The sequence below is a fragment of the Methylomonas albis genome (assembly GCF_014850955.1).
Classification (GTDB): Bacteria; Pseudomonadota; Gammaproteobacteria; order Methylococcales; family Methylomonadaceae; genus Methylomonas; species Methylomonas albis.
Genome location: NZ_JACXSS010000001.1, coordinates 870,996 through 895,767, shown reverse-complemented (window position 1 = coordinate 895,767; position 24,772 = coordinate 870,996). Strand labels below are relative to the sequence as shown.

Sequence of the window (24,772 nt, the reverse complement as noted above, 5' to 3'; positions counted from 1 at the left end):
TGTTACATCCCCATCATCGCGGCTTGCGACATGATTGCGGTAAACGAGCCAGGTAAAATCTGGTTCAGCACCCTAGACCATTGCGTGACGCCAGCCGTACCAATAAATAAGGTGTCATGCGCTTGCAGCGGAAATTGATCGGCCAGAATCATCGCGTCGGGCGATTCGGCATCCAGTTGGAAAATTTCCGGCTGCATATCGCCGGCGCGGATCACGTAGATGTCGCCGGGCCGCGAGGTATTGAAATCAACTCCGGACGCTTCGGCCAAGGCTTGCGACAAACTCATCCGGCCTTTGTTGATCTGGATGGCTTGCTGGCGGTTGGCCTCGCCCATCACAAATACCTTGCTGTCCTTTTGATCGCCCACATTCAACACATCACCGTCTTTCAACAGCAAATTCTGGGTGGTCAGGCCTTTTTCGTACATGGCCTGCACATCCAGTTTGTAGAGTTTGCCGTCGCGGGCCAGCGCCACATTGGCAAAATCGGAATCCTTGGTCGAGCCGCCGGCGCGGGTGATAGCTTCCGCTACGGTTAAAGGCGTTTCGTTCATGGTTTGCACACCGGGGCGCACGACTTCACCGACCACCGCTACTCGGTGCGCCTGGAAGGAGAGCACGCGAATGTCGAGTTTGACCTTTTTGAAATATTTGGACAGCTCGCGAGTCAGGTCGGCGCGTGCTTCCGTGACCGTTTTGCCGGCGACATGGATGCTTCCAACATAGGGGTAATACAGGTCGCCATTCTCATCCACCACTTTACCGGCCATTTCCGGTGCAATTTTTTCGCCGCCGGGATCGTTCAGTTCCGGATGTTCCCAGACGGTAATTTGCAATCTATCCTGCGGGCCGATGCGGTAGCTGGTTTTGTTGGGATCCACCGGCGGCAAATTGTTAATGGCCTGGCGACGGTTCGCCTCGCGCTCGATGATCAGATCGGCGGTAATCGGCACGATGCGGACTTTCTCCTTGACCAATTGCCCATCCTTTTTCATCGGCATCTCGATTTCGGTCAGACCGTTATCGGTATTCATATCCATGCCCGGCGCCAGGAAACAACCGGGCAAGGTTAAGATCAGCATGATGGGAATCAATCTAAACATGTAAGCGTGTCCTTAGTAGGCGTTTTTATTGATAAAACCGGTCAGCACGGTGCGGAAGGCGATCTCCAGATCAAACCACAGCGACCAATGCTGGATGTAATACAAATCGTGTTCGATGCGGCGGTTCAAATCGGTGTCGCCGCGCCAGCCGTTGACTTGCGCCCAACCGGTGATGCCGGCTTTGACCATGTGTTTTTTCATGTAGTTAGGCACTTGCTCTTTAAATACTTCGACAAAATCCGGACGCTCGGGGCGTGGACCAACCAGCGACATGTCGCCGCGTAACACATTGATCAATTGTGGTAGTTCGTCCAGACTGGTTTTGCGTAGGAAGGCACCGAAAGGAGTGGCCCGATTCTCACCAGGCTTGGCCCAGACCGCGCCGGTTTTGGCTTCGGCGTCCACCGGCATCGAACGGAATTTCAACATCGTGAATGAGCGATTATTCCAACCCACCCGCTCCTGGCGATAAAACACCGGGCCCCGCGAACTCAGCTTCACACCCACTGCCAAAATCAACATCAGCGGGCTAATCAGCAGCAACAAAATCAAAGCCAAAAGTCGATCTTCGATTTCCTTGATATAGCGATTGATGCCATGCAACGGCGATACTGAGAAATCCAGAGTCGGGATGCCGGCCACGGTGTTCAAACTGAGGAATTTGCTTTGTTTGAAGGCAAAACAGTCGATCACTAAACGGATGCTGACCGGCAGATGGCGCAGCTGATATTGAGCACGTTCGGTCAATGATTCGCCTTGATAGGCGACCCACACTTCATCAATGGCTTGAGCGGCGATGATGCCTGGCAGGTCTTCCAGTTTACCGAGACGCGGCAGTGCGAAATCGTTAATCGAGTTTCTATCATCGCCCCTATCGTCCACATAACCGACCACTTGCAGGCCGGCCCAGGACGAATGATTCAACTGCCGCGCCACCGCCACCGCCATTTGATTCAAACCCACCATGACGATACGACCCTGCGACCAACCACGGGCCCGCAAGAAACGCAGCACTTGCGACAACACGCCACGAGCCACCAACACAAAAGCCAAGCCCAGCACGCCCCAGGATGCAATCCAGCGGTAACTGGAACCGAACCAAAAATGCAATCTGATTAAGGCGACGATGGACACCACAGCCACTAACGCCGAAATCCAGGCTCTGACGATACGGGCAATTTCGCCGCGCATCGCATCGTTACGCCAAGGCCGGTACACCTGACCTATTTCAAAGAAGATGATGGCGCCGAGTATGCCCAGCGCAATGACGATCCGATAATCCTGATCCACAATATATTCGCGCAACCAGAAATAATGAGTCACCCAAGCGGCAGCAAACAACATGGCGACGTCGATGACGCGCAGCAACAGAATTACCGTGTGACCGTACTGTTTAAAAAGCCCGTTGAAAATATTTCCCAAACCGAGTGGCATGATGGCTTAACCCCTAAATCGTCTTTATCCAATGACTAAGGGTCACCGTCCCTGGAAACCCAACCTGATGCGAACGAGTTATTAATCCCTATTCGCTTGGGTAATAGATTACCGAGACAAGATGAGAGGAAGCCTGAGGGTTTAATTAAGAATATATTAGGAACGGCTTAACTTTGGATGAGGGGCAATCTGAGGAAGGTGTTATTGGTATCCAGGAATGGGCATTCCAGAAGGGATGCGGCGAGTTGGTCAGACGACAGCGGACTGCGTTCAGCCAAGAACTGCCTCATGCTGAAGCAATTTCAATGACCTCTAACTGTTTTCATTTGCCACCATATAATCATCCGCAGTCGTAGGAAGCATAAGCGATAGTGTCATGTATCGAGAGGCATCCCAAGGCGGCGGATGACGCTCCGCTTATCCGCCCTCCCTCCAAAATTAACCGAGAAGATGATCGCCCGCAAAGCGGATATGGCCCGGCGTTTGATGTAAGGATATCGAGTCGAGGTTGGGCGGTTAATTGAACAGCGCGATGGCTAAAGCCAGTAGAAAAACTACGAGCTCGAATCGTCAGCGGGCTTAGGCGCGTCATCGCCGACCAACACTGGTCCGCCATCCTGCCAAATCACCGCATAATGCCCCAAGCGCCGTTTGCGTTCCAAGGTTTGCGCGGCGGTTTGGCGCAGGCATTCCAATATGGCGAAGGCGTCCGGTATGGGCGTTAAATTTTCAGAGTTTTGCATGACTGGCCTGGGTTAGTAGGTGGCTATAGTATTCCAAGTGATGAATTCTTACAGGCTGATGCTTGTTTTGCTCAAACACCAACTCGGGAATGCCGCTGATATTCATATAACACGAGGTGGAGTCCACAATGGGCGCGAATTCGTAAAGCAAATTATAAAGACTGCGCGGAAAGCGGCGAACGATGTCTTCGGATGGAATGTTATGACCGCCGTGACGGACCCGCTCCGCAACGCGCAATCTGGACATTTCCGCGCTGGGCAAGGCCAGATAAATCAATTCGATTCGCCAGCCTTGCACCCGCAATCGGTGTATCAGTTTCAGATAACTCCGGCCCGCCAAAGTCGTTTCGAAAGCAAAGTTCTCGCGAGCGCTTACACCCCGCTCGATTTCCTGTAAAAACAAGCGGCTGGCTTCCAGCAAGTGCCGTTCCGGCGCCAGTGGCGACAGGCCGGCGGCAATCAAGTCTGCGTTGATGAAGCGCCGACATCCCGCCAGCGTTGGTAGAAAGTTCAGCGCGAAGGTGGTTTTTCCGGCGCCGTTCGGGCCGGCGATGATCCAGCAAGTAGGTATGGCGCTAAACACTATCGGTCAAACCGGAAGAACGGCAACATGCGCTTGCCGATGCCGCTGTTGTTCCAGCATTGCTTGCAGGACATCGTGGCGGAGTTCCCTTGTGTTGGCTGGCAAGCCTTCGAAAAGCCGATACAAAAACAGTTCAACCGCTCCACCGGTTAAATTTTGTGCTGCAATAACCTTTAACGCGGAATCGACTGCTTCGTCTTGATATTCGGCTAGTTTTATTATAGCTTCTGCTAATCGAATGGCTTCGTTTTTATCCCAATCAGCCTGTGACATTCGTAAAATCAAGGCAGAATATTGATATCTTTCATCAATAAAGTTGCCTGGAAAGGCTTTAATCTCAACACTAGCTTTATGTCCAACTAAGCAGGCGATGGATAATAATCTTGTCAAGCAGCCATTATTGGGGCTTGCAATCAGCAAAGGTTCCAGCTTGTCTACAAAGTTATTATCAGTTTTGTACTCGCGATAAAAAACGAACGAATCTTTTTCTAAAGCCTCTAAAACTGAATATAATCTCTCGAAAGACCAGGCTGTTTCTGGAAATGATCCAAGCACGTGCCAGGAAAAGTATTTACTGTTGTGATTGTTAATTAACTCAAAAATATCATTAATATTAATGTCTTTCATTACTTCATTTTTACCTCCCATTACAGATAACGCGAACAATACATTGCCAGCCATATTAGTTTTTGCCTTAGATGGTTCCAAAGACTTCCAAATATTATATAGCTGTTGCATCGTGAAAAAATTAGGGGCTGTTGCCGTTTTACATGGGCAACCAAATGAAAGCGCAGGCCAAAGCGACGACACTTTCAAAATTGCGTTTCAATTTGTCATATCGCGTCGCGATGGCTCTGAAATGTTTCAGTCGCGCAAATACATTTTCAACGAGGTGGCGATACTTGTAGAGGCACCAGTCCATTTCGTCATTCCCAATGGTTGAGTTCTGTTTTCTAGGAATGATAGGCACACTCCCTTTGTCTCGAATTTGAATACGTAAAGACTCACTGTCATAGCCTTTATCAGCAATCATGTGGGCAGCCAAAGGGAGTTTAGCCACCAATTCCGGCGCTTCTTTACAGTCGTGCACCTCGCCCCCCGTCACCGAGAAATGAATGGGCAGCCCGCAAGCATCAACGGCCATATGGATTTTGGTGGTGTTGCCCGCGACGGATTTTCCAATGGCTGTTTCCTGCTCATGGGCCGCGCCACTACTATGTTGATGAGCCTTCACAATACTGCCGTCGATAAATGCCCATTCCAAATCCGGTTCCACCACCAGTCCCCGAAAGATACCCATCAATTTTTCCTGAAGCGACCACGCGTTGAATCGTTTATACACGGCATTCCATTTGCCAAACGTTATAGGCAAGTCTCGCCAGGGGCAGCCTACTCGCAAGCGATAAAAAATCCCCTCTACCGTTTGTCGTAGCGAAGGCTTGTCATAAATCCCCAGGCTCAACATGATGGCTTTGAATTTATTCCAGTATTCATCCGTAAACAACTGTCGTGGCATCGCTTGAGTATAGGTTGATTGAAAAACTCAAGCATTTGGGCTATTCAGTTCGATTTCAAGGCTATCATCCCAAAACGGCAACAGCCTCTAGAGTCCTGATAAATTATAGTTGCTCCAGGCAAGTCGAAAGGATAGCCAATTTTGGCAATTTGGTTGTCGAAAGGAAGGTTTCTTTCGGGAATAAACTTCAGGTCATCTTTGGTTATCCCGGCATTCTCCCAACGAACTTGCGCAGACAGCCAATCTTCTTTGTCGCCTAAATTTCCTTTTTTTATAGCTGTAATCAATTGTGCTTTTTCCTCAGTTGCATGAACAGCTGAAATACAAGCCGAAATAGGCCATGCAAGCATGTTCTGCATTTTTCCAATTGACTTTTGCTCGTTTAAAGTCCAGCCAAAAAACTCTTGAAGTAACTCCGCTAAGTGTGATTTTGAGCAGCCCAAGCCCAATGAAAATCTCCACGCCTGTATTAGCCACTTCCATTGCTTATTGGCTTCTACTTTGTTTAATGATTTATCCAGGTCGCTGACTTTACTATCAACAATAGGGACAAAAGACATCTCGAAACGATCATCATCAACCCCTTCAATACAAATTTTTGTTTCGTCAATTTTTTCTAATTTCCCATAAAAATTCACCCAATCCTTTGAGTGAAGGATCAAGCCACTACAATCTCTTGCCCAACCTTTTTCATTTCCGTAGTGGGATTGTAACGGCGAAGTATTCAAAATAGCCATTGCATACTTATCCGCCAACCAGTTACCCTTGCTGACTCCCGATAAAGATTTAATAATTTGAATTGATTCTTCGGCATTGCTGGGCCAGTTGTTTCTCGCCAATTCATTGGCCCAAATTATATTTTGACAGTCCAAATGTAATAACACGCTCCACGCAGCTAAACGGCGCTCGATGTCGCTAGTTGCCATCCGTTCTTTTATCGCAGATTTAAAACATTCTTCTAACGAAGCAACATATTGGTTTGCCAAACGGACTTTAGCCTCACAAGGAGGCAATTCCAATAAACGCAACGCGAGTTTCGCAAATAGTTTTAGCTGGGCAGGTGCTTTTACTAAAGCACCGTCTTCAAGAATTTCTAAAGCCAATCTCGATCCAGCGAGGGTGGCTTTTTCCAATTCACCGCCATCAATTCCCTCGCCCTCGTTCAGCTCGCAACACAGGGTATACAAGGTATCGCGTAAATGTTGACGTTCGTGAAAACAACGCCCGGCGGCGAATAGAAACACGTTACGCCAATGCGCCGCCGGCGCGATGGCACGCAAGCGTTGGCTGACGTCTTGATCGCTGCCGTTCATCAAGCACTCTGCCGCCATAAATTCCTGTAGTGAGCGTATCTCAAAACCCACTTTATCCGCCTGCGGCGCCACCAAAAACACCAAGCGATCGATCGAGGCGTTGACGATGTCCGCTTGCAAGCGTTCGCAATCTGCCCCGGCGTGGCCTTCGCCCGCCAGCCGCTGTTTTATCAGCTCGGCGAACTCGGCTTGCGGCAATAGGGCAGCGGTTCCGCCGGACTGTTCGGATATGGTTTGCAAGCGCAATCCCACGCGCTGGTGAATTGCATCGATGTCGGCTTTATAGGAATTCAAAAGCTCGGCGGCGGGGATGTCGCGCTGTTGTTCGCGTTTGTAGATCACGTCATAGTAGTCGTTGAACAAGCGCCAGCGTTCGCGCGGCGGTTGGCCGACATTTTCCACCAGCATCGCCATGATGGTGACTTGTAAAGGGCTACGCATCAGGCGGGCGGTGGCTTCTTCGGCACCGGCGCGCTGCAAGCGTTGCGTTAAGGTGTCGATTTTGTCGCGGTCGCCGCCCCAGCGCTGTTCCAGCAAGCGGTCGGCGTAATGCAGCGCCCGAGGCACAGCCAACGGTAACAACTCGAAGTGCCGGTAATAAGCGGGAGAAAAATCGTTGTTGTACCCTTGGGGCCGGGTGGTGGCGACTAATAGCAAGTCGGCATTACAAGCTTGGGCATCGATCAGAAAATTTTGCACCGAGTCAATGACCTGCTCGCGATTCGACGATACCGGCACTTCGTCCAACCCGTCCAGGACGATGAGCCACGGATAAGCCTTCAGCCAACCGCGTAAATCGTCCGTTGTTAAAGTCCTTTCCGACAGATGCGCGATACGTCGCAACAGGTAATCGAATAGAGACGTGGCTTTGCCGATGGCCAAATCGGCGGCAAAGCTATTCAGTACGATCCGAACGGGAAATCTCGGCATGCTAGGCAATTCCAAACCTTCATGGGCAATTTGGTCGACGATTAACGCGGACGCCGTCCTAGCCTCCGGCGAAATCAGCTGCCGATCTTCCACGTCCAACAGCGCAACCCGGTGAAGTTGACACAGAAATTGGCTGAGGGTGGTCTTACCTTGACCGGGGCCGCCTATAAACACCACGCGACCAGGCAACGTCGCGCTGGAACTTAAATTTAGTAATGCTTCATGCGGCGTGGCTTTGGGGCTTAAATTCCACGATCCGATTTCCAAGAGACCGGCAATAACCCCATGAGGTTGAAGCTGATCCCCGGTCGGCAAATCGACAAAGACTTGCGCCAGTAGAATGCGATCTTTCTGCTGGTGCCCTGCTTGATTGAGATTGACATATTGATCGGCGCACAGCTCTTTTTGCAGGTAGCCCGTCATGACCTCACGAAAATTGTGGCGTTGCGGCTGCATCATCTTTATCAATTCCGCCAACACGTCGCCTGCTGTGATCCAGGCCGTATAAGTCGTACGCACATCGGCGCAGCCATCCAACATGACCCGCAATTGGTCGTAATCCCAAATGCGAAAGTCCTTAAGCCCTAACTTTACTTTTTGACTCTCCAAATGACGAGTTAACTTGTCCTTGCCGCCTACCTCGGCAACCGGCGTCAGCACCACGTTGGTGGCAAAAATGTAATATTCGGGTTTCTTAAGCTTGCTCTCAGCCGAGGTGAATTTTTTGAGTTCGTCTTTGAGTTCTTGTAACGCCCAATCGCCGTCCTTTCCGCTACCTTCCGGGCGCTGCTTGAATTTCGCCTGAACAATGCCGTAACCCTGCCAACGCTCGGCGTTATTGGGAAAGGCTATGTTTCCTTCGAAGGTGGCTTCGCGCCCGCCGTCCGGCCCGTCGCCGAAAATAACAATACCGGGGCCGACGACCGAATGCGCCAAGGATTGAATCAGTTGCTCGAAAGAGCGGGTAGAGAGGCGGGATAAATCGTAGTCCATGATTTTTGGCATTACTTGAATTACTTCCGACGACAACAGCCGCCAGACTTATGAAACGTAGCGCCACGCGTTTGAGTAGCGCTGCTCTTGTCTCCCGTGTTCGTTAAACTAACGAATGAATGTTGTCAGTTTGCGGTGTCAACATTACCGTATGAAACTGAATAACGGTGTTATTGAAGCACACCATTGTGCAATTGGTGTGTTTAAAATTCATCGTTCAATTATCCAAACCATACCGCTATTTATGTCATTGATAAAAGTCCCCGTCGGCCATCCTCATCACCGGCTTTCTCGGCAGTGGCAAGAGCAGATTTATGTCTCTGAGTCCTCTACACCCTTGGTGGTGCATAGCGCTGCCGGTCATTTGTCTCCACCAATTCAGTTGCCGAAGCGAACAAAGCAGAATAGGCGTAGCCGTTTGGTGCTGATCACGATTTCGAATCCCAAACGACTGGCCAATGAATCATTAATCCACTTCGGTGCAGAACGCAGTCAAAATCAGATACGGATGCATTGAGAACTAAATTGGCAATTGGAGAGGACTTGGTCGTCTGTTGCCGTTGGGCGAATTTATAATTTATTGGCGATAAAAAATACCCAAGCCGATAGCCCTAATTTTTGTCGTTTCAAAATTTGAATGGCGACTATACGAATCACGGCAGACATAGAAGGCTGACCAGCTTGAATGGCAGCAACGGGTCGGTTTTGCCGTTCGACCCTAGAGCAAGCTTAGCAATTAATTGTCGATTAACACCTAATTGTCGGCCCCCGGTTAAAACCCGATGTTAAACGTCGGTTGGGCAATTTTATCCACCATTCTGCGGGCCAAACAGGTGCACCTAGTCAGACTCGATCATTTAAGTGTCGAGCTCCAATGATTCAGCTCGGAGAGAGAACGATGGAGAAAATATCTCGGCCAATGTCGTTCTGAGCTTGATTGTTCAAGAAAATTTCTAAATTACTCGAGTTTCGAACTAGATGATTCCAGAAAATTACTTGATCGTTCGAGCTCTGAACTGAATCGTTCAAGAAATTATCTCGGTCGTCCGAGCTCAGGGCTGAATTATTCGAGAAATTATCTCGGTCATTCGAGCTCTGGACCGAATCGTTCAAGAAATTATCTCGGTCATTCGGCTTCCAAGCTAAATCATTCCGAAATTGTGCTCGATCTTGGCCGCTTAGCGATTCGGCGTCCATCAATACCGATCACGGGCGAGGGGTCGGTTGCTGAACGACAGTGAAGCTGGGCCCGCCGCTATGCGCCGGCTTCGAGCAAGCAATGTTAGGTTTGTAAATTAGAAAGCAATTGCTCTAAACACAAAAGGGCGGGACAGTTCGCGCCAATTAGCGATAGCGCAGCCGGAGGAATGTTGGCTTCGAAGGGTACGATTACCGCACCTTTTGTCATGACAGCTTATTTGGCAATAAGGGTTCTAACTTGGCCATTGCATGTAAAGTTTGACCAAGGACTAAATTACACCCTATCCGCCAACAAGCGTATCGGGTGCACCAGTTTCCGCGCAGTCTCGGCGCGCTCGGCATTGAGGTAAAACGCGCAGCTGAAATTGCTGCTGACCATCACATCCGCACCGGAGCCTTCAATGGCCTGGCGCTTGGCATTGCGCAGTTGCTGAGCATTGTCGGGGTGGCTGAGCATATAGCTGCCGCCGGCACCGCAGCAGAGTTGATTGTCCGGCAAGGCTTCGATGTTCAAACCGGGGATTTTCCGCAACAGCTCGTGAACGGCGCGACCGTTTTTCAACACATTGCGCTGGCTGCAAGGCTCGTGTACCGCGACGTTTAAATTGGAAGCCGCCGGTTCCAGCGTGTCCGGCCAATGCGCCAATAAAAATTCGTTGATGTCTTGCAAGCTGCGGCCGAACCAGCCGGCGGTTTCGCTATCGTCGCCTTGATATTCAGTAAGCATGGCACCGCAACCGCTGGCGACATAAATCACCGCTTCCACTTCCAGCTGGTAAAACGCTTCGATATTTTTATCTTTTAAGATTTGCGCGGAGCAGCCGTTGTGCTGATGAATCGCCCCGCAACAGCCCTGGCCTTCCGGCACCACGACTTCGTAGCCTATGGTATTGAGTAATTTGATAGCGGCGCGTTGGGTGGCGCGGTCGAAATGCTCGGCCAGACAACCGGTAAACAAGGCTACTCGTCCGCGCTGCCGCTGCCGCCTGCCGACCGGATAAATCCCGGCCAAACTGCCCAAGGCCGGTTCGTTAAGTAAACTTTCGGCAGTAGCTAATTTTAATTTGCGCAGCAAGCCGCTGGCTCTTAGCGGTTTTTGTAAACCGGAACGTAAATACAAAGACAACAAGGGCAACAACATGCGCCGCCGGCGTTTGTGCTCGATAAAATACAGAGCCAGTTTGGCTAACCAAGGCCGCGAACTCGATTGCTGTAATTTCGCTCTGGCTTGGTCAAACAAAGAGCCGTAACTCATCCTGCTGGGACAGGCAGTTTCGCAAGCCCGGCACTGTAGGCAGTTGTCCAGATGAGCGCGTTCTTCGGCGCTGATCGGCGCATCCTCGACCAATACTTTACTGATGGTGCGGATCCGTTGCCGGGGCGTTTCCGCATCGATTTCGAATAAACGGAAGGTTGGGCAGCTACTGACGCACATACCACAACGCATGCAGTCGCTGGCTTCCGGGATATACGGACCGCTAGGCACGGGCATATCTGGGCTGCTATCACCCGTGAACTCGCCACTGCCAAAATCCATAATATCGAACATGTTAGCCCTCCATCATTTTCGTGTAAGCGCGGCGCAGCAACTCCATCTCGGCCGGTGGCCGGCCGCGTAATTCCGGTAACGTGCGCATGTGACAGCCCAGGGGTTGCATCAAGCGATGCGGCGGATCCAATAGTTTGAAACGCGCCATGTAAACGGTGACGATCCCTCGTGGGGTATCGACGTATTCTTGGTAACCGGCTTCGACATACAGTAAATCGTTATCGAACCCTAGCATCCGATTGATTGCGCTAACCAGGGTTGCCGGATGTATGACCACTTTGCTTTCCTCAACCGTGGCATCTTCGTCCAAAGCGCTGGACAGCGGCGGCAAGGATTGCGGAAAGCACACGCTACCGGCGGCCTGTTGCGCAAACATGGTTAGGGCGCTGATATCGCCTTTGTACATCAACAACAATCTATGCCTTGCGAACACTTCCGGCACTGCAATATTCATGCACTACCCAGCGGCATAGTTGTCCCACAGCGATTTAAAACTGCTATCCAGGTGCGATAACCGGCTGTTGATCTGGTCCAGCAAGGGGTAATGCGGAAAGCGCGCCTTATTGCCATCGCGATACCATTGTTCCATCGCCTCGGTGAGCTGGGTCCGTTCGGTAAAACAATCGGCGATTTGCTGTTTCAACCAGCTGATACTGCTTTGCGGCGCCAGTTCCGCGACGCGATAGCGTAAGCCGTTGTTAAAAATGCGCACGCCACCGCCTTGGGCAGCGGTGTGATACAAGGCTTCCTGATCGACAATTTCCACGCCGGCCAGATAATCGATACCGAACTCGTGTAACTGCGGCAGCCAGGGCACCGTCGGCCCCATCAATACCGTTTTAGCGTGACTGGATAGCTCTGCCAAACGCGGAAAGGTTTTATTCGGAATACTGCTGGCAGTCAGAAACACCCAGTCGGCTTGCGGCAGCAAAAACTCGCATGCCGAATCCGGCAAATCGGCAGCGGACGGCTGCCGTTCCAAAATAGTTAAATGCATTTTGTCTTGATAGCGCTCGATACCCGGATACCGGCCGATCACCACCACATTTTTGCCTTGCAATTGCGGCAGAAAATAATCGAACACCGCCAGGTTGGCGTGTTCGTCGTGACTGTCCAGCACCACCGATTCCGGCAAGGGCCGGGCATTGATGCAGCTATTGATCGCCGCCATCGCCACTGTGGCCTTGTAGGGCTCCCATTCGGTGATCCAGGCGGCCAGATCGGTGACCGGCTTGCCGCCCAAAGTGCCGGACCACGGCAAGGTGCGCGTGCTTTGACCGGGACTCATCGCTAAGCCGGCGGTCGCTTTGCCCTTGCATTGGCACACGGTCCACACCAAGCCTATCATCAGGTTGTCCACCACGGCATCGCTACTGCAATAATCCAGCAGCAGTTCGTACAAACGTTTTGGGTTAGCCATTGCCCCCCCTTATTGCGGGATGTCCAGCAATTTTGCTTCGGTTTTGATGTTGTCTTGCTGCCCCCAGGCATTGATTGCTTCGACGAACCATTGCTTTTTGCTTGGGTGCGGCTGCACAACGTCGTATTCGGCATAAAAACTGCCGTCGCCATGAAATTTGATCTGGCCGATGCGCTGCTTACTACTGCTATACCAGTAACCGACCAGGTCCTGAGTTTGGGTAAACGGGTCGGTCACTAAACTGAACTCGGCGCTATCGAATTTCGGCAAACTAAGTTCTGTTTGCAACGGGAAACCCAGCTTGACGATATTCTCTGTAATGCGTTGACAAACGGTCTCGCCGAAAACCCGTTTGGCCTCGACATGTTCGCTGATGCTGCTAGCGGTCATGCGGCATCCTCCATCACCGCGGCGGCCAAATCCATGATCACCGACGCGCCGGAACGGTCTTCCGGATCGAGTGCCCGCATCAGTACCAGAATCGATTGCGCTTCCGCGTCCAGTTGCCGCCGCAGCTTGATAAACGCCAGAGCTTTTAAGCTATACAGATAAAACAAGGTGATGTCGCTGACATACATGTCCCACTGACCCAGCTCTCGTCCCAGCTGCCGATAGTCAGCCGGAAAACCGCCCTGACGCGCGGCCTCGGCCAGCGCAGCCATCACCTCGCACTCGGCTTCCAGCAGACGGCCTTGGTAAAAATAGAATTTGTACAGAGCAAAATAGGTTTGCAGACAAGTGCTATCCAAAGCTTGCGCCTGTTTAAAATACTTTTCCGCCAAGGGCCTGTCGGCATGGCTGGCGGCCACTGCCATCTGTAGCAGTTTATTCACTTCTTCCGGCACATCCGGACTGAATAAAACCCGCTCTTCAAAAAAGCCGAGCTGACTCATGGTTTACCAAACCTCGGCAGGCGCAACCAAAGCCTCGACCGGCGTACCGCCCAACAAATGTTGATCGATGATGGTCGCCACGTCGTCTTTGGTCACCTTACCGTACATAACGCCTTCCGGATAGACCAAAACGCTGGGTCCGAGCATGCAAGGCCCCATGCAACCGGTGTTAGTTAAACCAATTTTCTCGAACAGATTCCGAGCCTGGATTTGGTTCATAAACTCATTCATCACTTCGGCACAGCCGCTGGCGCTACAAGAGCCGCGCGGATGACCTTGCGGACGAGCTTGAGTACAAACGAATACGTGTTTATCGGGACGCGGCATGATAGCTTTCCTTTTTTGAAATGAAATGGGTGTCGCTATCGCGACAGGTATTTGAATGTGTGTTCTCGCACCGACAGGCAAGGTACATTTCTTTGCTTATCCGCAGAAACATATCGCGACAGCCGGTCTGTAAAATCCACCATCAGTTTAGATGTAGATATACCGCTGACCGCGTGGGCACACGTCGGTGCCCACCCTACCCAAACTACTAAAGCTGTTTAAGCAGCTTCTTTATGCTGATGCGTAAAACAGTCCTTAGGGCAAACCTTGGAGCACGCCTCGCAACCGATACAGTCAGACGCGTTTTTCAGGCTCATCACCATGGTGTTGTCGTCATCTTCAAAATCGCCGTAGTCGTCCTCAAATGCTTCGGCAAGCGATTCGTCTTTTTCCACCAAGTCGAATACGTCGCGTGGACAAACCTTGAAACAACGGCCGCAGCCGATACAGGTACGCTGGTTAATATCGGTAACGTACGAAGGCGTCCAAACTGTGCCGCCATAAGTAACACCGGTTACAAATTCGCTCATACTCGCCTCCTAAGCCGATTCGCTGCTGGCAGCCAAAAATTTCTTATTGGCTTCATCCCAGGCTTTGCAAGCATCATAAGTTGCCTGCGCGATGCCCATCAGTTCGCCATAGGCATCCGGCAGTTTGTCCTCGATCAAATCGTGGAGTACCGACGCTGCCTCATTGGCCATACGTTTATTTTTCTTTACTTCTTTTTCCAGTTTTTTGAGTTCTTCGTCGGTCATAACTCACCTCAAGCTTCAGCTACTTCTCTGTAGGTGGTGATCAAGCCCAGGGCTTTTTCGATCGTCGCATCGGTTTTGGATGCCAGATCTTCCAGACTGGGAAAACCGAAGCGATGCACATCGCGCAACACTTTATCCACCACAATCAATTTGCCAACCAATACCAAAGCCCGGCCAAAACCTTCGTGGGTAATGTTGATCACCGGCACGGCCATCAAGCCGCCTTTTTTCTCGATCAGCGAGGCGATGGAGTTGTAATACGCTTTAACCCGCGCCAAAGTAATTTCATCAGGATCGCCGATAATCGGAACTTCGCGTTTGCGTTCTTTGGTCATGACCAAGGGATCGATGACTTTTTCGTCAGACCAGCCTTCATAGGTGTCGTACGTATCAAGCGCGCGTAGTTGTTTGACCATCTCGACAACGATATCCGAGGTCATGTATGGGTCGCCGGCTTCGACGACTAATGCGGGTAGGGCCATGGTGTTTCTCCTATTGGTTTTTGTTTAAGCAGCGCAAACAGTTTTGGCCGCCGAAAGGTATTCGTGTTTAGTGCCGCTATCGCGACGGCTTCTTCGCAGGTGAGCTATTCATCCCAACCTTCCTCTTCCATCGCGTTAAAGCGCTCCGGATTCGGCCCCTTGTGTAGGTTAATAGCTTTGGATAGCCAGCTGGAAGGACCGGCTTTCATTTCGGCCTGTAAATCCGAGATCAGATCCTTGATCGCGCTACCTTCCTGGACTTTCATAGGCTGAATGCCTTGCGCGAGGATTTGATTAACCGCCGAGGCACCGATGGCCAGGCAGTAAACGGCCGCGCAACCTTCGAGCAATTGAATCTTCACCGACAATTTGTCCTCGTTGCCGTCCTGCGCCAGCTCGCCGAACTGAGCAGCTTCCATTAATTCCGACTGTTCCGGATCGACCGCGTAAACCGCAAACGATTTAGCGGAACCGAAATGCTGATTCACATAAACCATGTCGGTGGTGGCAAAAGCGACTTTAATGGCAGTTTCCATGGACATCCTTTGATCGTTGGTATGCAAAACGTGTATGCGACGAGTTAGTGACATGACGACGAGCCGGCTTGACGTTCTGATTCGGGTTTTTGTGCATACGGCGAGTAATACGGCTCGATTTCTTCGTGAGCAAAATTGATCACCAGATTGGCCAGATCGAACAAGGTTTGCCGGGTGCCCCTATAGCCAATCCAGGTTTTTTGGTAGCCGCCGATGATGTCATACAGCGGAAAGCCGATACGCAGGACGGGTATCCCCAAGCGTTCGGCACTGGCCACGGCATGCGAGTTACCGATCAGCAATTGCGCCTTGCGCTCTTTCGCCATCACTTCCAAATCCTCCAAATCGCCGATTTTGATGCTATCCACCGGCGCTGTGGCCAGCACCGGGGTGTTGCCGGCGCAGATCGCGGTTACCACTTCCGCGCCCATGCCTTGCACCAAATGGATCAATGCGTTGAGTTGATCCGGGTCGGCGGCGATAGCAATCCGCAACTGGCCGAGCATGAAATGGGTATCCAGCATGGCGTCTTGCAGCTGCGCGCGCTGCCGTTCGATTTTTTGCGGTACCGGCATTTCGCTGATGTCCGCCAAGGCGGCGATCAAGGCATCGTTGGCTTGCAAACCGTACAGATGATCGAAATAGTGGCTAGGTACACCGGTTTTTTCCTGCAACAGTTCACCGGATTTACGCAACGAGGCCCCTATGATCAGCGAGGCCCGTGCTTCGCCCAGCGTGGCCAATTCCGACACCGGCGTACCGCCGATAGTCACCGGCGAAAAGTCGTCGTCGGTGAGGCTGCCGTCCAGTGAGTCGGATAAATCCGGCACCAGCACTGGGCGTAAATTGAATTGTTCGATTAGATCACGCAAGGCTTCCAAATCGCCCGGTGTCAGCATCGGACTGACCAAACAATTCACTTGCCGTTGGCGATTGCCCGGCTTAGTGCCGGCGCTGGCCGCATCGGGTACCAAAGCCTTGACGATTTCGTAAATAGTGGCCGCGTAGCCTGTTTCCACACAACCGGTAAAATCCGGGGTGTTAACGGCCACCACCGCGACATGATCGTATTCCGGGTAACGTTCGCGAAACTCGCGGACGTTACGGTGTACGTCGCAACCTTGGGTTTCCGCCAAACCAGTAGTCAAGACTGCAATCAAAGCCGGGTTGGATTTTTCGGCGATGGATCTGATGCCTTCGATGACGTTTTCATCGGCACCCAAAACCGAGCTGGCCTGATCCATGGCGGTGGTTTGCAAGGGAATCGGCTCGCGAAAATGCCGTACGAAGAACACTTTGGCAAACGCGGTGCAACCTTGCGAGCCGTGCAGCATCGGGATAGCCCGATCAAAGCCCAAGCACGCCAGAGAACCGCCGGTGGGCTGGCTGGCCTTTAAGGGGTTGACCGACAGGGCTTTGTTGCGTTTGACAATTTCAGCCATGTTATGCCGCCTGAGCCGATAAAGGCTCTTGTTCAACTAGCGCTTCTGCAACCAGCGTTTCCGATTTTCTCAGACCGCCGGTGCGCCATGGCGGCGTCGCTCTAACTGCTTCCCAAACGGGGCTTTCCAGGGTCAAGGCCAATTGCCGGACAAGTTCCAGCATGCCTTGATACCCTTCGTAACCGAATTCGCGTTCTTGATTGATGTCCAGGAACGGGATACGCGCTTTCAATGCGGTGTACATATTCCGGCCACCTGCGATCAAAATGTCGGCTTTGTAATCGGCGACGACTTTTAACAAGGCTTTCGGGCTGCCGTCTTCGATCATCAAGGTCTCTTCGCCCATCAGTTCGCGAATCCGTGCTTTGTCTTCTTCGGTGGATTTTTTAGTGCCGGTGGCAACCACCACCATGCCCAAATCCTGCAGCGCCGAGATCACCGACCAGCTTTTCACGCCGCCGGTAAACAACAGCACCCGTTTGCCTTTTAGGCGTTCTCGCCAAGGCGTAAGCGCTTCGCGGATGCGGTTTTCTTCGCGGGCGATGATGGCTTCGGTGCGTTCGATTAAATCCGGATCTTTGATCACTCTGGCGAAATCGCGCAAAGCCTGGCTAGTATCGGTAATACCGTAGAAACTGCCTTCAAACCAAGGTGTGCCGTAACTGTCTTGTAACTTGCGAGCCACGTTGACCATGGCTTTGGAGCAGACCATCATGTTGACTTCGGCCTTATGCATGGTTTGCACTTCACGGAAACGCGCGTCGCCGGATAGCGTACAAAGCACCCGCAAGCCCATCTCGTCCAGCAAGGGCAGTACGTGCCAGAATTCGCCGGCGATGTTGTATTCGCCGACCAGATTGACGTCGTGAACTTTAATCCCTGGCCGCTCCGTACCCAGCGGTAGCGGATCGGGATCACGGGTACCGATCACGTGCTTGACCATCGCATCGCCGGCGATTCGGTTACCCAGATTTTTAGTACCGTAGAAACCGGCGCAATCGATAGGCACGACCGGCACACCCCAACGTTCGACGGCGGACTTGCAGGTAGCGTTGATGTCGTCGCCGACCAAGGCCGGTACGCAAGTGTTGTAAATAAACACTGCCGGCGGGTTGTAGGTTTCGATAGCTTGTTTAATGGCGTGGAACAGGCGTTTTTCGCTGCGCCCCATCACCACGTCTTGTTCGGTCAGATCCGTGGTCATCCCGATACGGTAGAGTTGCGATCCGGAAGACCGGGTGCCGCGGTTATCCCAAGAGCTACCGGCACAGGCGATAGGGCCGTGCACAATGTGCGCGACATCGGCGATCGGTAATAGCGCAATCTGTGCACCATCAAAAGCGCAACCGCCCGCGGCCGAGCCGGGCTTAGGTTTAGCGCAGCCGGACTTTTCCTTCTTGTTATGCTCGCAAGCTGGTTCATCCAGCAGTTCCGCAATGTCTTTGGTCGATTTCATGGCATCACACCTCGCTTTTTGATAGTGACAAAGCAACCGGTGTGCCATTTGATAAGACACTGATTTTTATCTGGTTTTATTGAATTTAAATTGTAGCAAACACGACAAAAGCCGCTTGACGGGGAATGATGACTACAATTACCAGCAATTCTGAGCGAAGTACAAACACCCAAGTAACGATCATGTTTCCAATAGCGGAATATGATCGCCCCCAAACCCCAGCGACAATCGTATTTTCAGCAAGCTTTGAACTATCGGCCCGGCCTAAGTTTTTGCAGCAAATCCTGTTCGGCGGGAAAGTTTTGCCGGTAATTCGGCTTAGCGCAGAGAAGCCGGTCATGGGAGGCAGCGTCCCGGCTTTATCATTATCTCCACCGCTGAAAATCTTGGAAACGGAGCGATAGCGAAGTGACGATTTTTAGTCCCCGATAGCCGTAGCGCCAGGCGGGTTTTCGCAGCGAAGCGGAGAAAACCTGCAAGGCATCGCGACACGGCGTCAAGTCATGCGAGAGCCGATGTTTCGACCCCCTGTTGGGTCGAAACGAGGTGACGCGGACGAATCGGGGCCGCCGAAGGCATAAACTGCCAGCAAATTTTTCGCGCTGAAATCGGATGGGACCCATTTCAGCTTTACCGAAAAATGCTGGCGCTCTTGTTCGGTGTATTTGCTTACCACTGCTGGCCGACAACGGCATCCTTGCGACAGCGTCCGGCACCTTGCGTTTTCGTAAATTCCCGGCCTATTCCGTTTGCAGATTTTTATGTAGAAAATCATTCAAGCCAGCGCAAAGATCGATTCCAAAAGAAAAATAGATTCACCTTAACTTGTAGATACGCTGATTTGCATCAATACTTCTGGCACTTGGACGCCGAATAGTTGCCGCATTCTACCCACCTGGTCCGAATAGGAATTTATATGAATTGGATAGCAGATCTCTCATTACGCTGGAAATTGACCGGCCCTCTCATGGTGTTGTCAGCCGTAATATTAAGTATTGCCGGCACCTCGTTACTCAGCCAAGCCCAAATCCGGCAAACCACCGAAGACATGGGCACAACCTACCTGCCGGGTATCGAGAATCTATTGGAAGCAGACCGAGACCTCTATCAGGTTCAGGTGGCCGAACGAACCTTATTGCTCAGTAACAACGATTCATCACCACAGTTCGCGAGCAAACAAATCGCTCAGATCGAAGAAAATCTGCAACAGTCGGCTGAACGTATTCAAAAGTTTATCGACATCGCCAAACGCAATGACGTAATGGCGGCGAATATCGGCGGGCAAGTAAGCAAATATCGCGATTCGCGCTCGCGCTGGGAAGCCCTCAGTCGTGAAATCGTGTCACGGCAAGCCTCCGGCAACCAGGAAGATAAAGCCCAGGCTCTTGCTCTCAGTTTCGGCGCGGCGGAGGGCCAATTCGCCGAAATGCGCGGTGTGATTAACGAACTCACCGAATTCACCGAAAAGCAAGCGCATCTTGCCGAAGAAACCGCTTCCAAGCTTAGCCGGCAAAGTCAATTCGCGAATGCAGGCATTGCTTTGGCAGGCTTGTTTATCGCCTTAGTCGTCATTTTGTCAGCCCCGCGAAGCGTTATCACACCGATTAACGCACTTATCAAACATCTGGAGGATATCGCCAAAGGTGGCGGCGATTTGTCCTTGCGTTTGCCAGTGGCCGGCAAAGACGAAATTGGCCGGATGGCCACCGCTTTCAACCGTTTCGTTGCCGAACTACAGGATTTGGTAAAAAGCATCGTAGAGACCAGCGTTTCTCTGGCCAGCGCCGCGGAACGCCAGCGTCAAGCGGCGGAAGGCGGCCGCTCGTGCATTATCGAGCAACGTCAGGAAATCGAACATGTAGCCACGGCGATGAACGAAATGACGGCGACGGTACACGAAGTGGCGCGCAGTGCGGTCAACGCCGCCGATAGTGCCCGCAACGCCGACAGCGATGCCGCTGTCGGAAAAACCGCGGTTAACGAAACGGTCGCATCCATCAGCGACTTGGCGAAGGCCGTGCAAAACGCTGCGGCCGTGGTGCACGACCTGGAAAAAGAAAGCGCCAACGTGGGTTCGGTTCTCGAGGTGATCAAAGCCGTTGCCGATCAAACCAATCTACTAGCACTGAATGCGGCAATCGAGGCGGCGCGTGCCGGCGAACAAGGCCGCGGCTTTGCCGTGGTTGCCGACGAGGTACGGACGCTGGCTTCCCGTACCCAGGGCTCCGCGCAGGAAATTCAATCGATGATAGAAGCGCTGCAAAGTCAAGCCAACCGGGCTGTACACGTCATGAACGAAGGGCGCAACAAAGCCGAGAGCAGCGTGACGCGGGCAATGTCCGCCGGCGATACTCTGAATAAAATTACGCAAGCGGTAGGTTTGATTAACGCTATGAATGCGCAAATCGCCACCGCCGCCGAGGAACAAAGCTGCGTCAGCGACGAGATCAACCGCAAGACCGTAAAAATCAACGACTTGGCGGGAGTAACCGCCGCCAGAGGCGATGAAGTTGCCGCATTGGCCGGCCAAATTGATCAGCTTGCGCATACCCTGGCAAGCCGTGTCGGACGTTTTAAGATCTGATTGAGATTATCGGCATCGGTCGCGAAAACGCGGGCTGAAACGTGAACGGCTCAGCCCGAGCAAGCGCTTGATAAATGGCGCCTAAAACGCGCAGCCCGATTTGACGCCGAGCTTTTTCAAAATAATCGCCAGCGGACAAAAACCGCTGAACGACGCCTGCAACAGATTGGCGCCCACAAAGGCGGAGAACTATAACCAGTTCGGCGAATGCCAATGTGCCAACGCCAGACTGATCAGGATGAACGAGCCGGCAAACGCCATCACCATGCGATCAATAGACATACCAATCTCCTATTTCAAACGAACTACACCCATCAGCTTCAACATCATCCGTTCGTAGAACGGTTCGCTGATACCTTTTCTGACCTTGCGCATAAAGTATTTCTCAAAACCGATTTTAGCCAAATGCACCCATTTGCCGTGGTTGGACCAAGTGGTGTTTCTAGGCGGAATTTGCGGTACGGCCAAAAACGCTACGCCGGTATCGCCCAAATCGGCCAAGCACAAGGCGCTTAAACTGGGCACATCGGACGGCTGTTTACCGGCCAATTCGTCACGTATGTTGTGGGCCGTAGCGGTAACCATGGATTCAATCATGTAACCGGTTTTCGGCGTACCGGTCGGTACCGGGGTTTTTTCCACCGGCGGTAGCGCCACGCAGACGCCCACCGAATAAATGTTTTTGTAAGTCGGATTACGCTGATGCTGATCGACTATCACAAACCCGCGCGGATTGGTCAAACCTTCTGCACCGGAATGCCGCACCGCGTCGATACCGGTAAAGGCCGGTAGCATCATCGAGTGTTTGAACGGTACTTCGTGCTTTTTCTTATCGTTGCCGTCGTCATCGACTTCAGTCACATACATCATGCCCGGTTCGATTTTATCGACCTTGGCATTGGTGATCCATTTGATGGTTTTGTCGCGCAATGCGCTTTCCAGCAAACCTTTGGTATCGCCGACGCCGCCCAAGCCCAGATGGCCGATATAAGGTTCCGAGGTGACAAAGGTCATTGGCACTTTGTCGCGAATTTTACGCTTACGCAATTCGGTTTCCAAAATCATCAAATATTCATAAGCAGGCCCAAAGCAAGACGCACCTTGCACCGCACCAACCACGATCGGACCGGGATCTGCCATGAACTTCTCCCAATCCTGCGCGGCAATCGCTGCATGATCAACATGACAAACTGACGAGGTGTAGCCGCCATGCGGTCCCATACCCGGTACTTCGTCAAAAGCCAAACGTGGGCCGGTAGCGATGACCAGATAGTCGTATTCAACCGATGAACCATCGGCCAGATCAATTTTGTTATTAAGCGGATCAACTTTAGTAGCCGCCTTTTGAATAAAGTTGATGCCTTTTTTCGCCATCACCGGCGCCAACTCAATTTTTAAATCTTCCGGTTTACGCCATTTCGGCGGCACCCAGGGGTTGGACGGCACAAAGTGGAAAGTCGGCGAATCCGAAATCACCACTACTTCATGCGCCTTGCCGACAATCTCTTTCAACTCGTACGCCATCGGCACGCCACCGATGCCCGCGCCTAACACTACAATTCTAGCCATGACCTTCCCCTCTCTGCTGTTTAGATGAACACGATCGAAGTATTTATTATTTTTATACCGTCGTTATAAGCTTCGAAACCTTGCGACTCAAGAATATTAGAGCTCACTGATATAATCAACTGAAATATTCCTGGCTTTTGATTGCTTTTGATGCCGAGGCAGACTGTACAATGCCGGTTATTCCTAGCCACTACGGAACATCACGATGACCGATCAACACGATACCGAACAAGCCTGGCGCGAGAAGCTAACTCCCGAGCAATTTCATGTCTGCCGGGAAAAAGGCACCGAGCCACCCTTTACCGGCAAATATACCGATTGCGACGAAGCCGGCGTCTACCGTTGCGTTTGCTGCGGTCACGCCCTGTTTACCTCCGAACAGAAATTCCATTCCGGGTGCGGCTGGCCCAGCTTTTGGAACCCTTTGAATCCGGAAAGCCTGGATCAGCATCCCGACAACAGCCATGGCATGCGCAGGGTTGAAGTGACCTGCCAATCTTGCGGCGCCCATCTAGGCCATGTATTCGAAGACGGACCGCAACCGACCGGCCTGCGTTACTGCATTAATTCCGTGGCGCTGACGCTGGACAAACAATCATGACAGCGCAAAAACACGTGCAAGATTTGCTGGATTTTATCGACGCCAGCCCCAGCCCCTGGCATGCGGTGGCGACGATAGAGCAAGGTTTGCAGGCATACCAGTTCCAACGCATTTTGGAAAGCGACTCGTGGTCGTTAGCGGCCGGCGGCCGCTATTATGTGATCCGCGACGATTCTTCAATCGCCGCATTTGTGATCGGCAAACAGGCGTTGGCGGAAACCGGCTTCAAAATACTCGGCGCACACACCGATTCGCCGGGTCTGCGTGTAAAACCGCAACCGCTGATCGACTCGGACAAACTGCTGCGTCTGGCTGTGGAAGTATACGGCGGCCCAATTCTCGCCACGTTTGCCGACCGCGACCTGAGCCTGGCCGGCCGAATTGCCTACCTGGATAGCGACGGCAATATCGCCAGCCAACTGCTACGCTTCGCCGAACCACTACTGCGTCTGCCGAATCTGGCCATCCATATGAATCGGGGTGTCAACGAAGACGGCCTGAAACTTAAAAAGCAAAGCGAGTTACCGCTGATATTCTCGGCCAGTGTCGAACAGCAATTACCCACCGACCGGTTTCGCCAATTGCTGGAACAAGCCACGAGCATTGCTGCCGACCGAATTTTAAGCTGGGAACTCAATGCTTACGACACCCAGAAAGGTACGTTTTGGGGCGACGAGCAACAGTTTTATGCCGATAGCCAACTGGACAATCTGGCATCCTGCCATGCCGGACTCACAGCATTGCTGGATGCCTCGACCCTGGATGCCGACAGCACCTTGGTCTGCGCGTTTTTCGATCATGAGGAGATCGGCAGTGAAAGCTGTAAAGGCGCCGCCGGCAGTTTTCTGCCCGATGTGCTTGAGCGCATCTCTAATGCAATGGGCAATAAGCTTGACGACTACAGGCGCTCGCTAGCCAACAGTTTTATGGTCAGCGCCGATATGGCGCATGCCTATCAACCCAACTTTCCCGGTGCCTACGAACCCGGCCACAAAATCATCGTCAACCATGGGCCGGTCATCAAGGTAAACGTTAACCACCGTTATGCCTCCGAATGCATTTCCGAAGCCACGTTTGTGCAGATATGCCAGCAGGCCGAGGTGCCTTATCAAAAATATGCGCATCATGGCGACCTGCCCTGCGGCAGCACCATAGGCCCGATAGCCTCGGCTAAATTGGGTATCCGCAGTGTCGATGTCGGTTCGCCGATGTGGGCCATGCACAGCATTCGCGAAAGCGCTGGCGTACTCGACCATGCCTATATGATTCGGGCCTTGCGGGGATTTTTCAGCAACCGATAATTTTTCAACTATCCTTGCCTGATGATTTTATCCGGTAGGGAA

Annotated in this window: 25 protein-coding genes and 1 pseudogene; 4 read left to right on the top strand and 22 right to left on the bottom strand. The window is 52.0% G+C overall.

The window, feature by feature from the left end:
- Nucleotides 1-2 precede the first annotated feature (2 nt).
- The 7 genes from EBA_RS04330 to EBA_RS04300 form a co-directional block, all read right to left on the bottom strand.
- A complete protein-coding gene (locus EBA_RS04330; RefSeq protein ID WP_192373519.1) occupies nucleotides 3-1,103 on the bottom strand; it encodes a polysaccharide biosynthesis/export family protein in 1,101 nt (366 codons plus the stop codon).
- A 12-nt stretch (nucleotides 1,104-1,115) separates the two neighbouring features.
- The gene (locus EBA_RS04325) at nucleotides 1,116-2,537 is read right to left on the bottom strand and encodes an undecaprenyl-phosphate glucose phosphotransferase (protein WP_192373518.1); all 1,422 of its coding nucleotides are present in this window, start codon (nucleotides 2,535-2,537) and stop codon (nucleotides 1,116-1,118) included.
- 554 nt (nucleotides 2,538-3,091) lie between these two features.
- The gene (locus EBA_RS04320) at nucleotides 3,092-3,280 is read right to left on the bottom strand and encodes a hypothetical protein (RefSeq protein ID WP_192373517.1); all 189 of its coding nucleotides are present in this window, start codon (nucleotides 3,278-3,280) and stop codon (nucleotides 3,092-3,094) included.
- Nucleotides 3,267-3,863 carry an AAA family ATPase gene (locus EBA_RS04315; protein ID WP_229427824.1) on the bottom strand — a complete coding sequence of 199 codons (597 nt, stop codon included), beginning with the start codon at nucleotides 3,861-3,863 and terminating at the stop codon, nucleotides 3,267-3,269. The genes EBA_RS04320 and EBA_RS04315 overlap by 14 nt, the downstream gene beginning before the upstream one ends.
- A gap of 6 nt (nucleotides 3,864-3,869) precedes the next feature.
- A complete protein-coding gene (locus EBA_RS04310; protein WP_192373516.1) occupies nucleotides 3,870-4,544 on the bottom strand; it encodes a hypothetical protein in 675 nt (224 codons plus the stop codon).
- An 85-nt stretch (nucleotides 4,545-4,629) separates the two neighbouring features.
- Entirely contained in the window at nucleotides 4,630-5,379 is a 750-nt protein-coding gene (locus tag EBA_RS04305; protein WP_192372303.1) for an IS5 family transposase, read from the bottom strand.
- 44 nt (nucleotides 5,380-5,423) lie between these two features.
- Nucleotides 5,424-8,627 carry an NACHT domain-containing protein gene (locus EBA_RS04300; protein ID WP_192373515.1) on the bottom strand — a complete coding sequence of 1,068 codons (3,204 nt, stop codon included), beginning with the start codon at nucleotides 8,625-8,627 and terminating at the stop codon, nucleotides 5,424-5,426.
- Nucleotides 8,628-8,766: 139 nt separating this feature from the next.
- On the opposite strand from EBA_RS04300, the gene EBA_RS04295 reads away from it, so the two are divergent.
- Nucleotides 8,767-9,132: a hypothetical protein gene (locus tag EBA_RS04295; protein ID WP_192373514.1), complete on the top strand. Its 366-nt coding sequence runs from the start codon at nucleotides 8,767-8,769 to the stop codon at nucleotides 9,130-9,132.
- A gap of 957 nt (nucleotides 9,133-10,089) precedes the next feature.
- On the opposite strand, the gene EBA_RS04290 is transcribed toward EBA_RS04295, so the two are convergent.
- The 13 genes from EBA_RS04290 to EBA_RS04230 form a co-directional block, all read right to left on the bottom strand.
- A complete protein-coding gene (locus EBA_RS04290) occupies nucleotides 10,090-11,364 on the bottom strand; it encodes a (Fe-S)-binding protein (protein WP_192373513.1) in 1,275 nt (424 codons plus the stop codon).
- Between the two features lies 1 nt (nucleotide 11,365).
- On the bottom strand, nucleotides 11,366-11,818 hold the full coding sequence (locus EBA_RS04285) for a hypothetical protein (protein WP_192373512.1): 453 nt from the start codon (nucleotides 11,816-11,818) through the stop codon (nucleotides 11,366-11,368).
- 3 nt (nucleotides 11,819-11,821) lie between these two features.
- Nucleotides 11,822-12,784: a DUF364 domain-containing protein gene (locus tag EBA_RS04280; RefSeq protein WP_192373511.1), complete on the bottom strand. Its 963-nt coding sequence runs from the start codon at nucleotides 12,782-12,784 to the stop codon at nucleotides 11,822-11,824.
- A gap of 9 nt (nucleotides 12,785-12,793) precedes the next feature.
- The gene (locus EBA_RS04275) at nucleotides 12,794-13,174 is read right to left on the bottom strand and encodes a hypothetical protein (protein WP_192373510.1); all 381 of its coding nucleotides are present in this window, start codon (nucleotides 13,172-13,174) and stop codon (nucleotides 12,794-12,796) included.
- Nucleotides 13,171-13,677, bottom strand: a complete 507-nt coding sequence (locus tag EBA_RS04270) for a hypothetical protein (RefSeq protein WP_192373509.1) — start codon at nucleotides 13,675-13,677, stop codon at nucleotides 13,171-13,173. The genes EBA_RS04275 and EBA_RS04270 overlap by 4 nt, the downstream gene beginning before the upstream one ends.
- A 3-nt stretch (nucleotides 13,678-13,680) precedes the next feature.
- A complete protein-coding gene (locus tag EBA_RS04265; RefSeq protein ID WP_192373508.1) occupies nucleotides 13,681-14,004 on the bottom strand; it encodes a (2Fe-2S) ferredoxin domain-containing protein in 324 nt (107 codons plus the stop codon).
- A gap of 218 nt (nucleotides 14,005-14,222) precedes the next feature.
- Nucleotides 14,223-14,534 carry a ferredoxin III, nif-specific gene (fdxB, locus tag EBA_RS04260; protein ID WP_192373507.1) on the bottom strand — a complete coding sequence of 104 codons (312 nt, stop codon included), beginning with the start codon at nucleotides 14,532-14,534 and terminating at the stop codon, nucleotides 14,223-14,225.
- Nucleotides 14,535-14,543: 9 nt separating this feature from the next.
- A complete protein-coding gene (locus tag EBA_RS04255; protein ID WP_192373506.1) occupies nucleotides 14,544-14,759 on the bottom strand; it encodes a CCE_0567 family metalloprotein in 216 nt (71 codons plus the stop codon).
- 8 nt (nucleotides 14,760-14,767) lie between these two features.
- Nucleotides 14,768-15,241 (bottom strand): NifX-associated nitrogen fixation protein, encoded by a 474-nt coding sequence (locus tag EBA_RS04250; RefSeq protein WP_192373505.1) that lies wholly within the window; start codon nucleotides 15,239-15,241, stop codon nucleotides 14,768-14,770.
- A gap of 104 nt (nucleotides 15,242-15,345) precedes the next feature.
- Nucleotides 15,346-15,777: a nitrogen fixation protein NifX gene (gene nifX / locus EBA_RS04245; protein WP_223146641.1), complete on the bottom strand. Its 432-nt coding sequence runs from the start codon at nucleotides 15,775-15,777 to the stop codon at nucleotides 15,346-15,348.
- A 44-nt stretch (nucleotides 15,778-15,821) separates the two neighbouring features.
- Nucleotides 15,822-17,219 carry a nitrogenase iron-molybdenum cofactor biosynthesis protein NifN gene (gene nifN / locus EBA_RS04240; protein ID WP_192373503.1) on the bottom strand — a complete coding sequence of 466 codons (1,398 nt, stop codon included), beginning with the start codon at nucleotides 17,217-17,219 and terminating at the stop codon, nucleotides 15,822-15,824.
- Between the two features lies 1 nt (nucleotide 17,220).
- The gene (nifE, locus tag EBA_RS04235; RefSeq protein ID WP_192373502.1) at nucleotides 17,221-18,675 is read right to left on the bottom strand and encodes a nitrogenase iron-molybdenum cofactor biosynthesis protein NifE; all 1,455 of its coding nucleotides are present in this window, start codon (nucleotides 18,673-18,675) and stop codon (nucleotides 17,221-17,223) included.
- A gap of 85 nt (nucleotides 18,676-18,760) precedes the next feature.
- Nucleotides 18,761-19,015, bottom strand: a complete 255-nt coding sequence (locus EBA_RS04230) for a hypothetical protein (protein ID WP_192373501.1) — start codon at nucleotides 19,013-19,015, stop codon at nucleotides 18,761-18,763.
- Nucleotides 19,016-19,591: 576 nt separating this feature from the next.
- Here EBA_RS04230 and EBA_RS04225 point away from each other — a divergent pair.
- Nucleotides 19,592-21,259 carry a methyl-accepting chemotaxis protein gene (locus EBA_RS04225; protein WP_192373500.1) on the top strand — a complete coding sequence of 556 codons (1,668 nt, stop codon included), beginning with the start codon at nucleotides 19,592-19,594 and terminating at the stop codon, nucleotides 21,257-21,259.
- Between the two features lie 81 nt (nucleotides 21,260-21,340).
- Here EBA_RS04225 and EBA_RS04220 read toward each other — a convergent pair.
- Nucleotides 21,341-21,541 (bottom strand): annotated as a pseudogene (locus tag EBA_RS04220) (YgaP family membrane protein).
- A 9-nt stretch (nucleotides 21,542-21,550) separates the two neighbouring features.
- A complete protein-coding gene (locus EBA_RS04215) occupies nucleotides 21,551-22,828 on the bottom strand; it encodes an NAD(P)/FAD-dependent oxidoreductase (protein ID WP_192373499.1) in 1,278 nt (425 codons plus the stop codon).
- Between the two features lie 205 nt (nucleotides 22,829-23,033).
- Here EBA_RS04215 and msrB point away from each other — a divergent pair, with 205 nt between their 5' ends.
- Together msrB and EBA_RS04205 are read left to right on the top strand one after the other, a co-directional pair.
- The gene (gene msrB / locus EBA_RS04210; protein ID WP_192373498.1) at nucleotides 23,034-23,429 is read left to right on the top strand and encodes a peptide-methionine (R)-S-oxide reductase MsrB; all 396 of its coding nucleotides are present in this window, start codon (nucleotides 23,034-23,036) and stop codon (nucleotides 23,427-23,429) included.
- Complete coding sequence (locus EBA_RS04205) at nucleotides 23,426-24,730, top strand: M18 family aminopeptidase (protein WP_192373497.1); 1,305 nt, start codon at nucleotides 23,426-23,428, stop codon at nucleotides 24,728-24,730. Before msrB ends, EBA_RS04205 begins: the two co-directional genes overlap by 4 nt.
- The last annotated feature ends 42 nt before the right edge of the window (nucleotides 24,731-24,772 follow it).

Bases quoted from the DNA above. Each gene is read 5' to 3' on its own strand.
- fdxB (WP_192373507.1), bottom strand. From the start codon at position 14,534: ATGAGCGAATTTGTAACCGGTGTTACTTATGGCGGCACAGTTTGGACG.
- EBA_RS04275 (WP_192373510.1), bottom strand. From the start codon at position 13,174: ATGACCGCTAGCAGCATCAGCGAACATGTCGAGGCCAAACGGGTTTTC.
- EBA_RS04330 (WP_192373519.1), bottom strand. From the start codon at position 1,103: ATGTTTAGATTGATTCCCATCATGCTGATCTTAACCTTGCCCGGTTGT.
- EBA_RS04255 (WP_192373506.1), bottom strand. From the start codon at position 14,759: ATGACCGACGAAGAACTCAAAAAACTGGAAAAAGAAGTAAAGAAAAAT.
- nifE (WP_192373502.1), bottom strand. From the start codon at position 18,675: ATGAAATCGACCAAAGACATTGCGGAACTGCTGGATGAACCAGCTTGC.
- EBA_RS04310 (WP_192373516.1), bottom strand. From the start codon at position 4,544: ATGGCTGGCAATGTATTGTTCGCGTTATCTGTAATGGGAGGTAAAAAT.
- EBA_RS04305 (WP_192372303.1), bottom strand. From the start codon at position 5,379: ATGCCACGACAGTTGTTTACGGATGAATACTGGAATAAATTCAAAGCC.
- EBA_RS04270 (WP_192373509.1), bottom strand. From the start codon at position 13,677: ATGAGTCAGCTCGGCTTTTTTGAAGAGCGGGTTTTATTCAGTCCGGAT.
- EBA_RS04320 (WP_192373517.1), bottom strand. From the start codon at position 3,280: ATGCAAAACTCTGAAAATTTAACGCCCATACCGGACGCCTTCGCCATA.
- EBA_RS04290 (WP_192373513.1), bottom strand. From the start codon at position 11,364: ATGTTCGATATTATGGATTTTGGCAGTGGCGAGTTCACGGGTGATAGC.
- nifN (WP_192373503.1), bottom strand. From the start codon at position 17,219: ATGGCTGAAATTGTCAAACGCAACAAAGCCCTGTCGGTCAACCCCTTA.
- EBA_RS04265 (WP_192373508.1), bottom strand. From the start codon at position 14,004: ATGCCGCGTCCCGATAAACACGTATTCGTTTGTACTCAAGCTCGTCCG.
- EBA_RS04280 (WP_192373511.1), bottom strand. From the start codon at position 12,784: ATGGCTAACCCAAAACGTTTGTACGAACTGCTGCTGGATTATTGCAGT.
- EBA_RS04225 (WP_192373500.1), top strand. From the start codon at position 19,592: ATGAATTGGATAGCAGATCTCTCATTACGCTGGAAATTGACCGGCCCT.
- EBA_RS04205 (WP_192373497.1), top strand. From the start codon at position 23,426: ATGACAGCGCAAAAACACGTGCAAGATTTGCTGGATTTTATCGACGCC.
- EBA_RS04285 (WP_192373512.1), bottom strand. From the start codon at position 11,818: ATGAATATTGCAGTGCCGGAAGTGTTCGCAAGGCATAGATTGTTGTTG.
- EBA_RS04295 (WP_192373514.1), top strand. From the start codon at position 8,767: ATGAAACTGAATAACGGTGTTATTGAAGCACACCATTGTGCAATTGGT.
- EBA_RS04250 (WP_192373505.1), bottom strand. From the start codon at position 15,241: ATGGCCCTACCCGCATTAGTCGTCGAAGCCGGCGACCCATACATGACC.
- EBA_RS04230 (WP_192373501.1), bottom strand. From the start codon at position 19,015: ATGACCGGCTTCTCTGCGCTAAGCCGAATTACCGGCAAAACTTTCCCG.
- EBA_RS04325 (WP_192373518.1), bottom strand. From the start codon at position 2,537: ATGCCACTCGGTTTGGGAAATATTTTCAACGGGCTTTTTAAACAGTAC.
- nifX (WP_223146641.1), bottom strand. From the start codon at position 15,777: ATGGAAACTGCCATTAAAGTCGCTTTTGCCACCACCGACATGGTTTAT.
- EBA_RS04215 (WP_192373499.1), bottom strand. From the start codon at position 22,828: ATGGCTAGAATTGTAGTGTTAGGCGCGGGCATCGGTGGCGTGCCGATG.
- msrB (WP_192373498.1), top strand. From the start codon at position 23,034: ATGACCGATCAACACGATACCGAACAAGCCTGGCGCGAGAAGCTAACT.
- EBA_RS04300 (WP_192373515.1), bottom strand. From the start codon at position 8,627: ATGCCAAAAATCATGGACTACGATTTATCCCGCCTCTCTACCCGCTCT.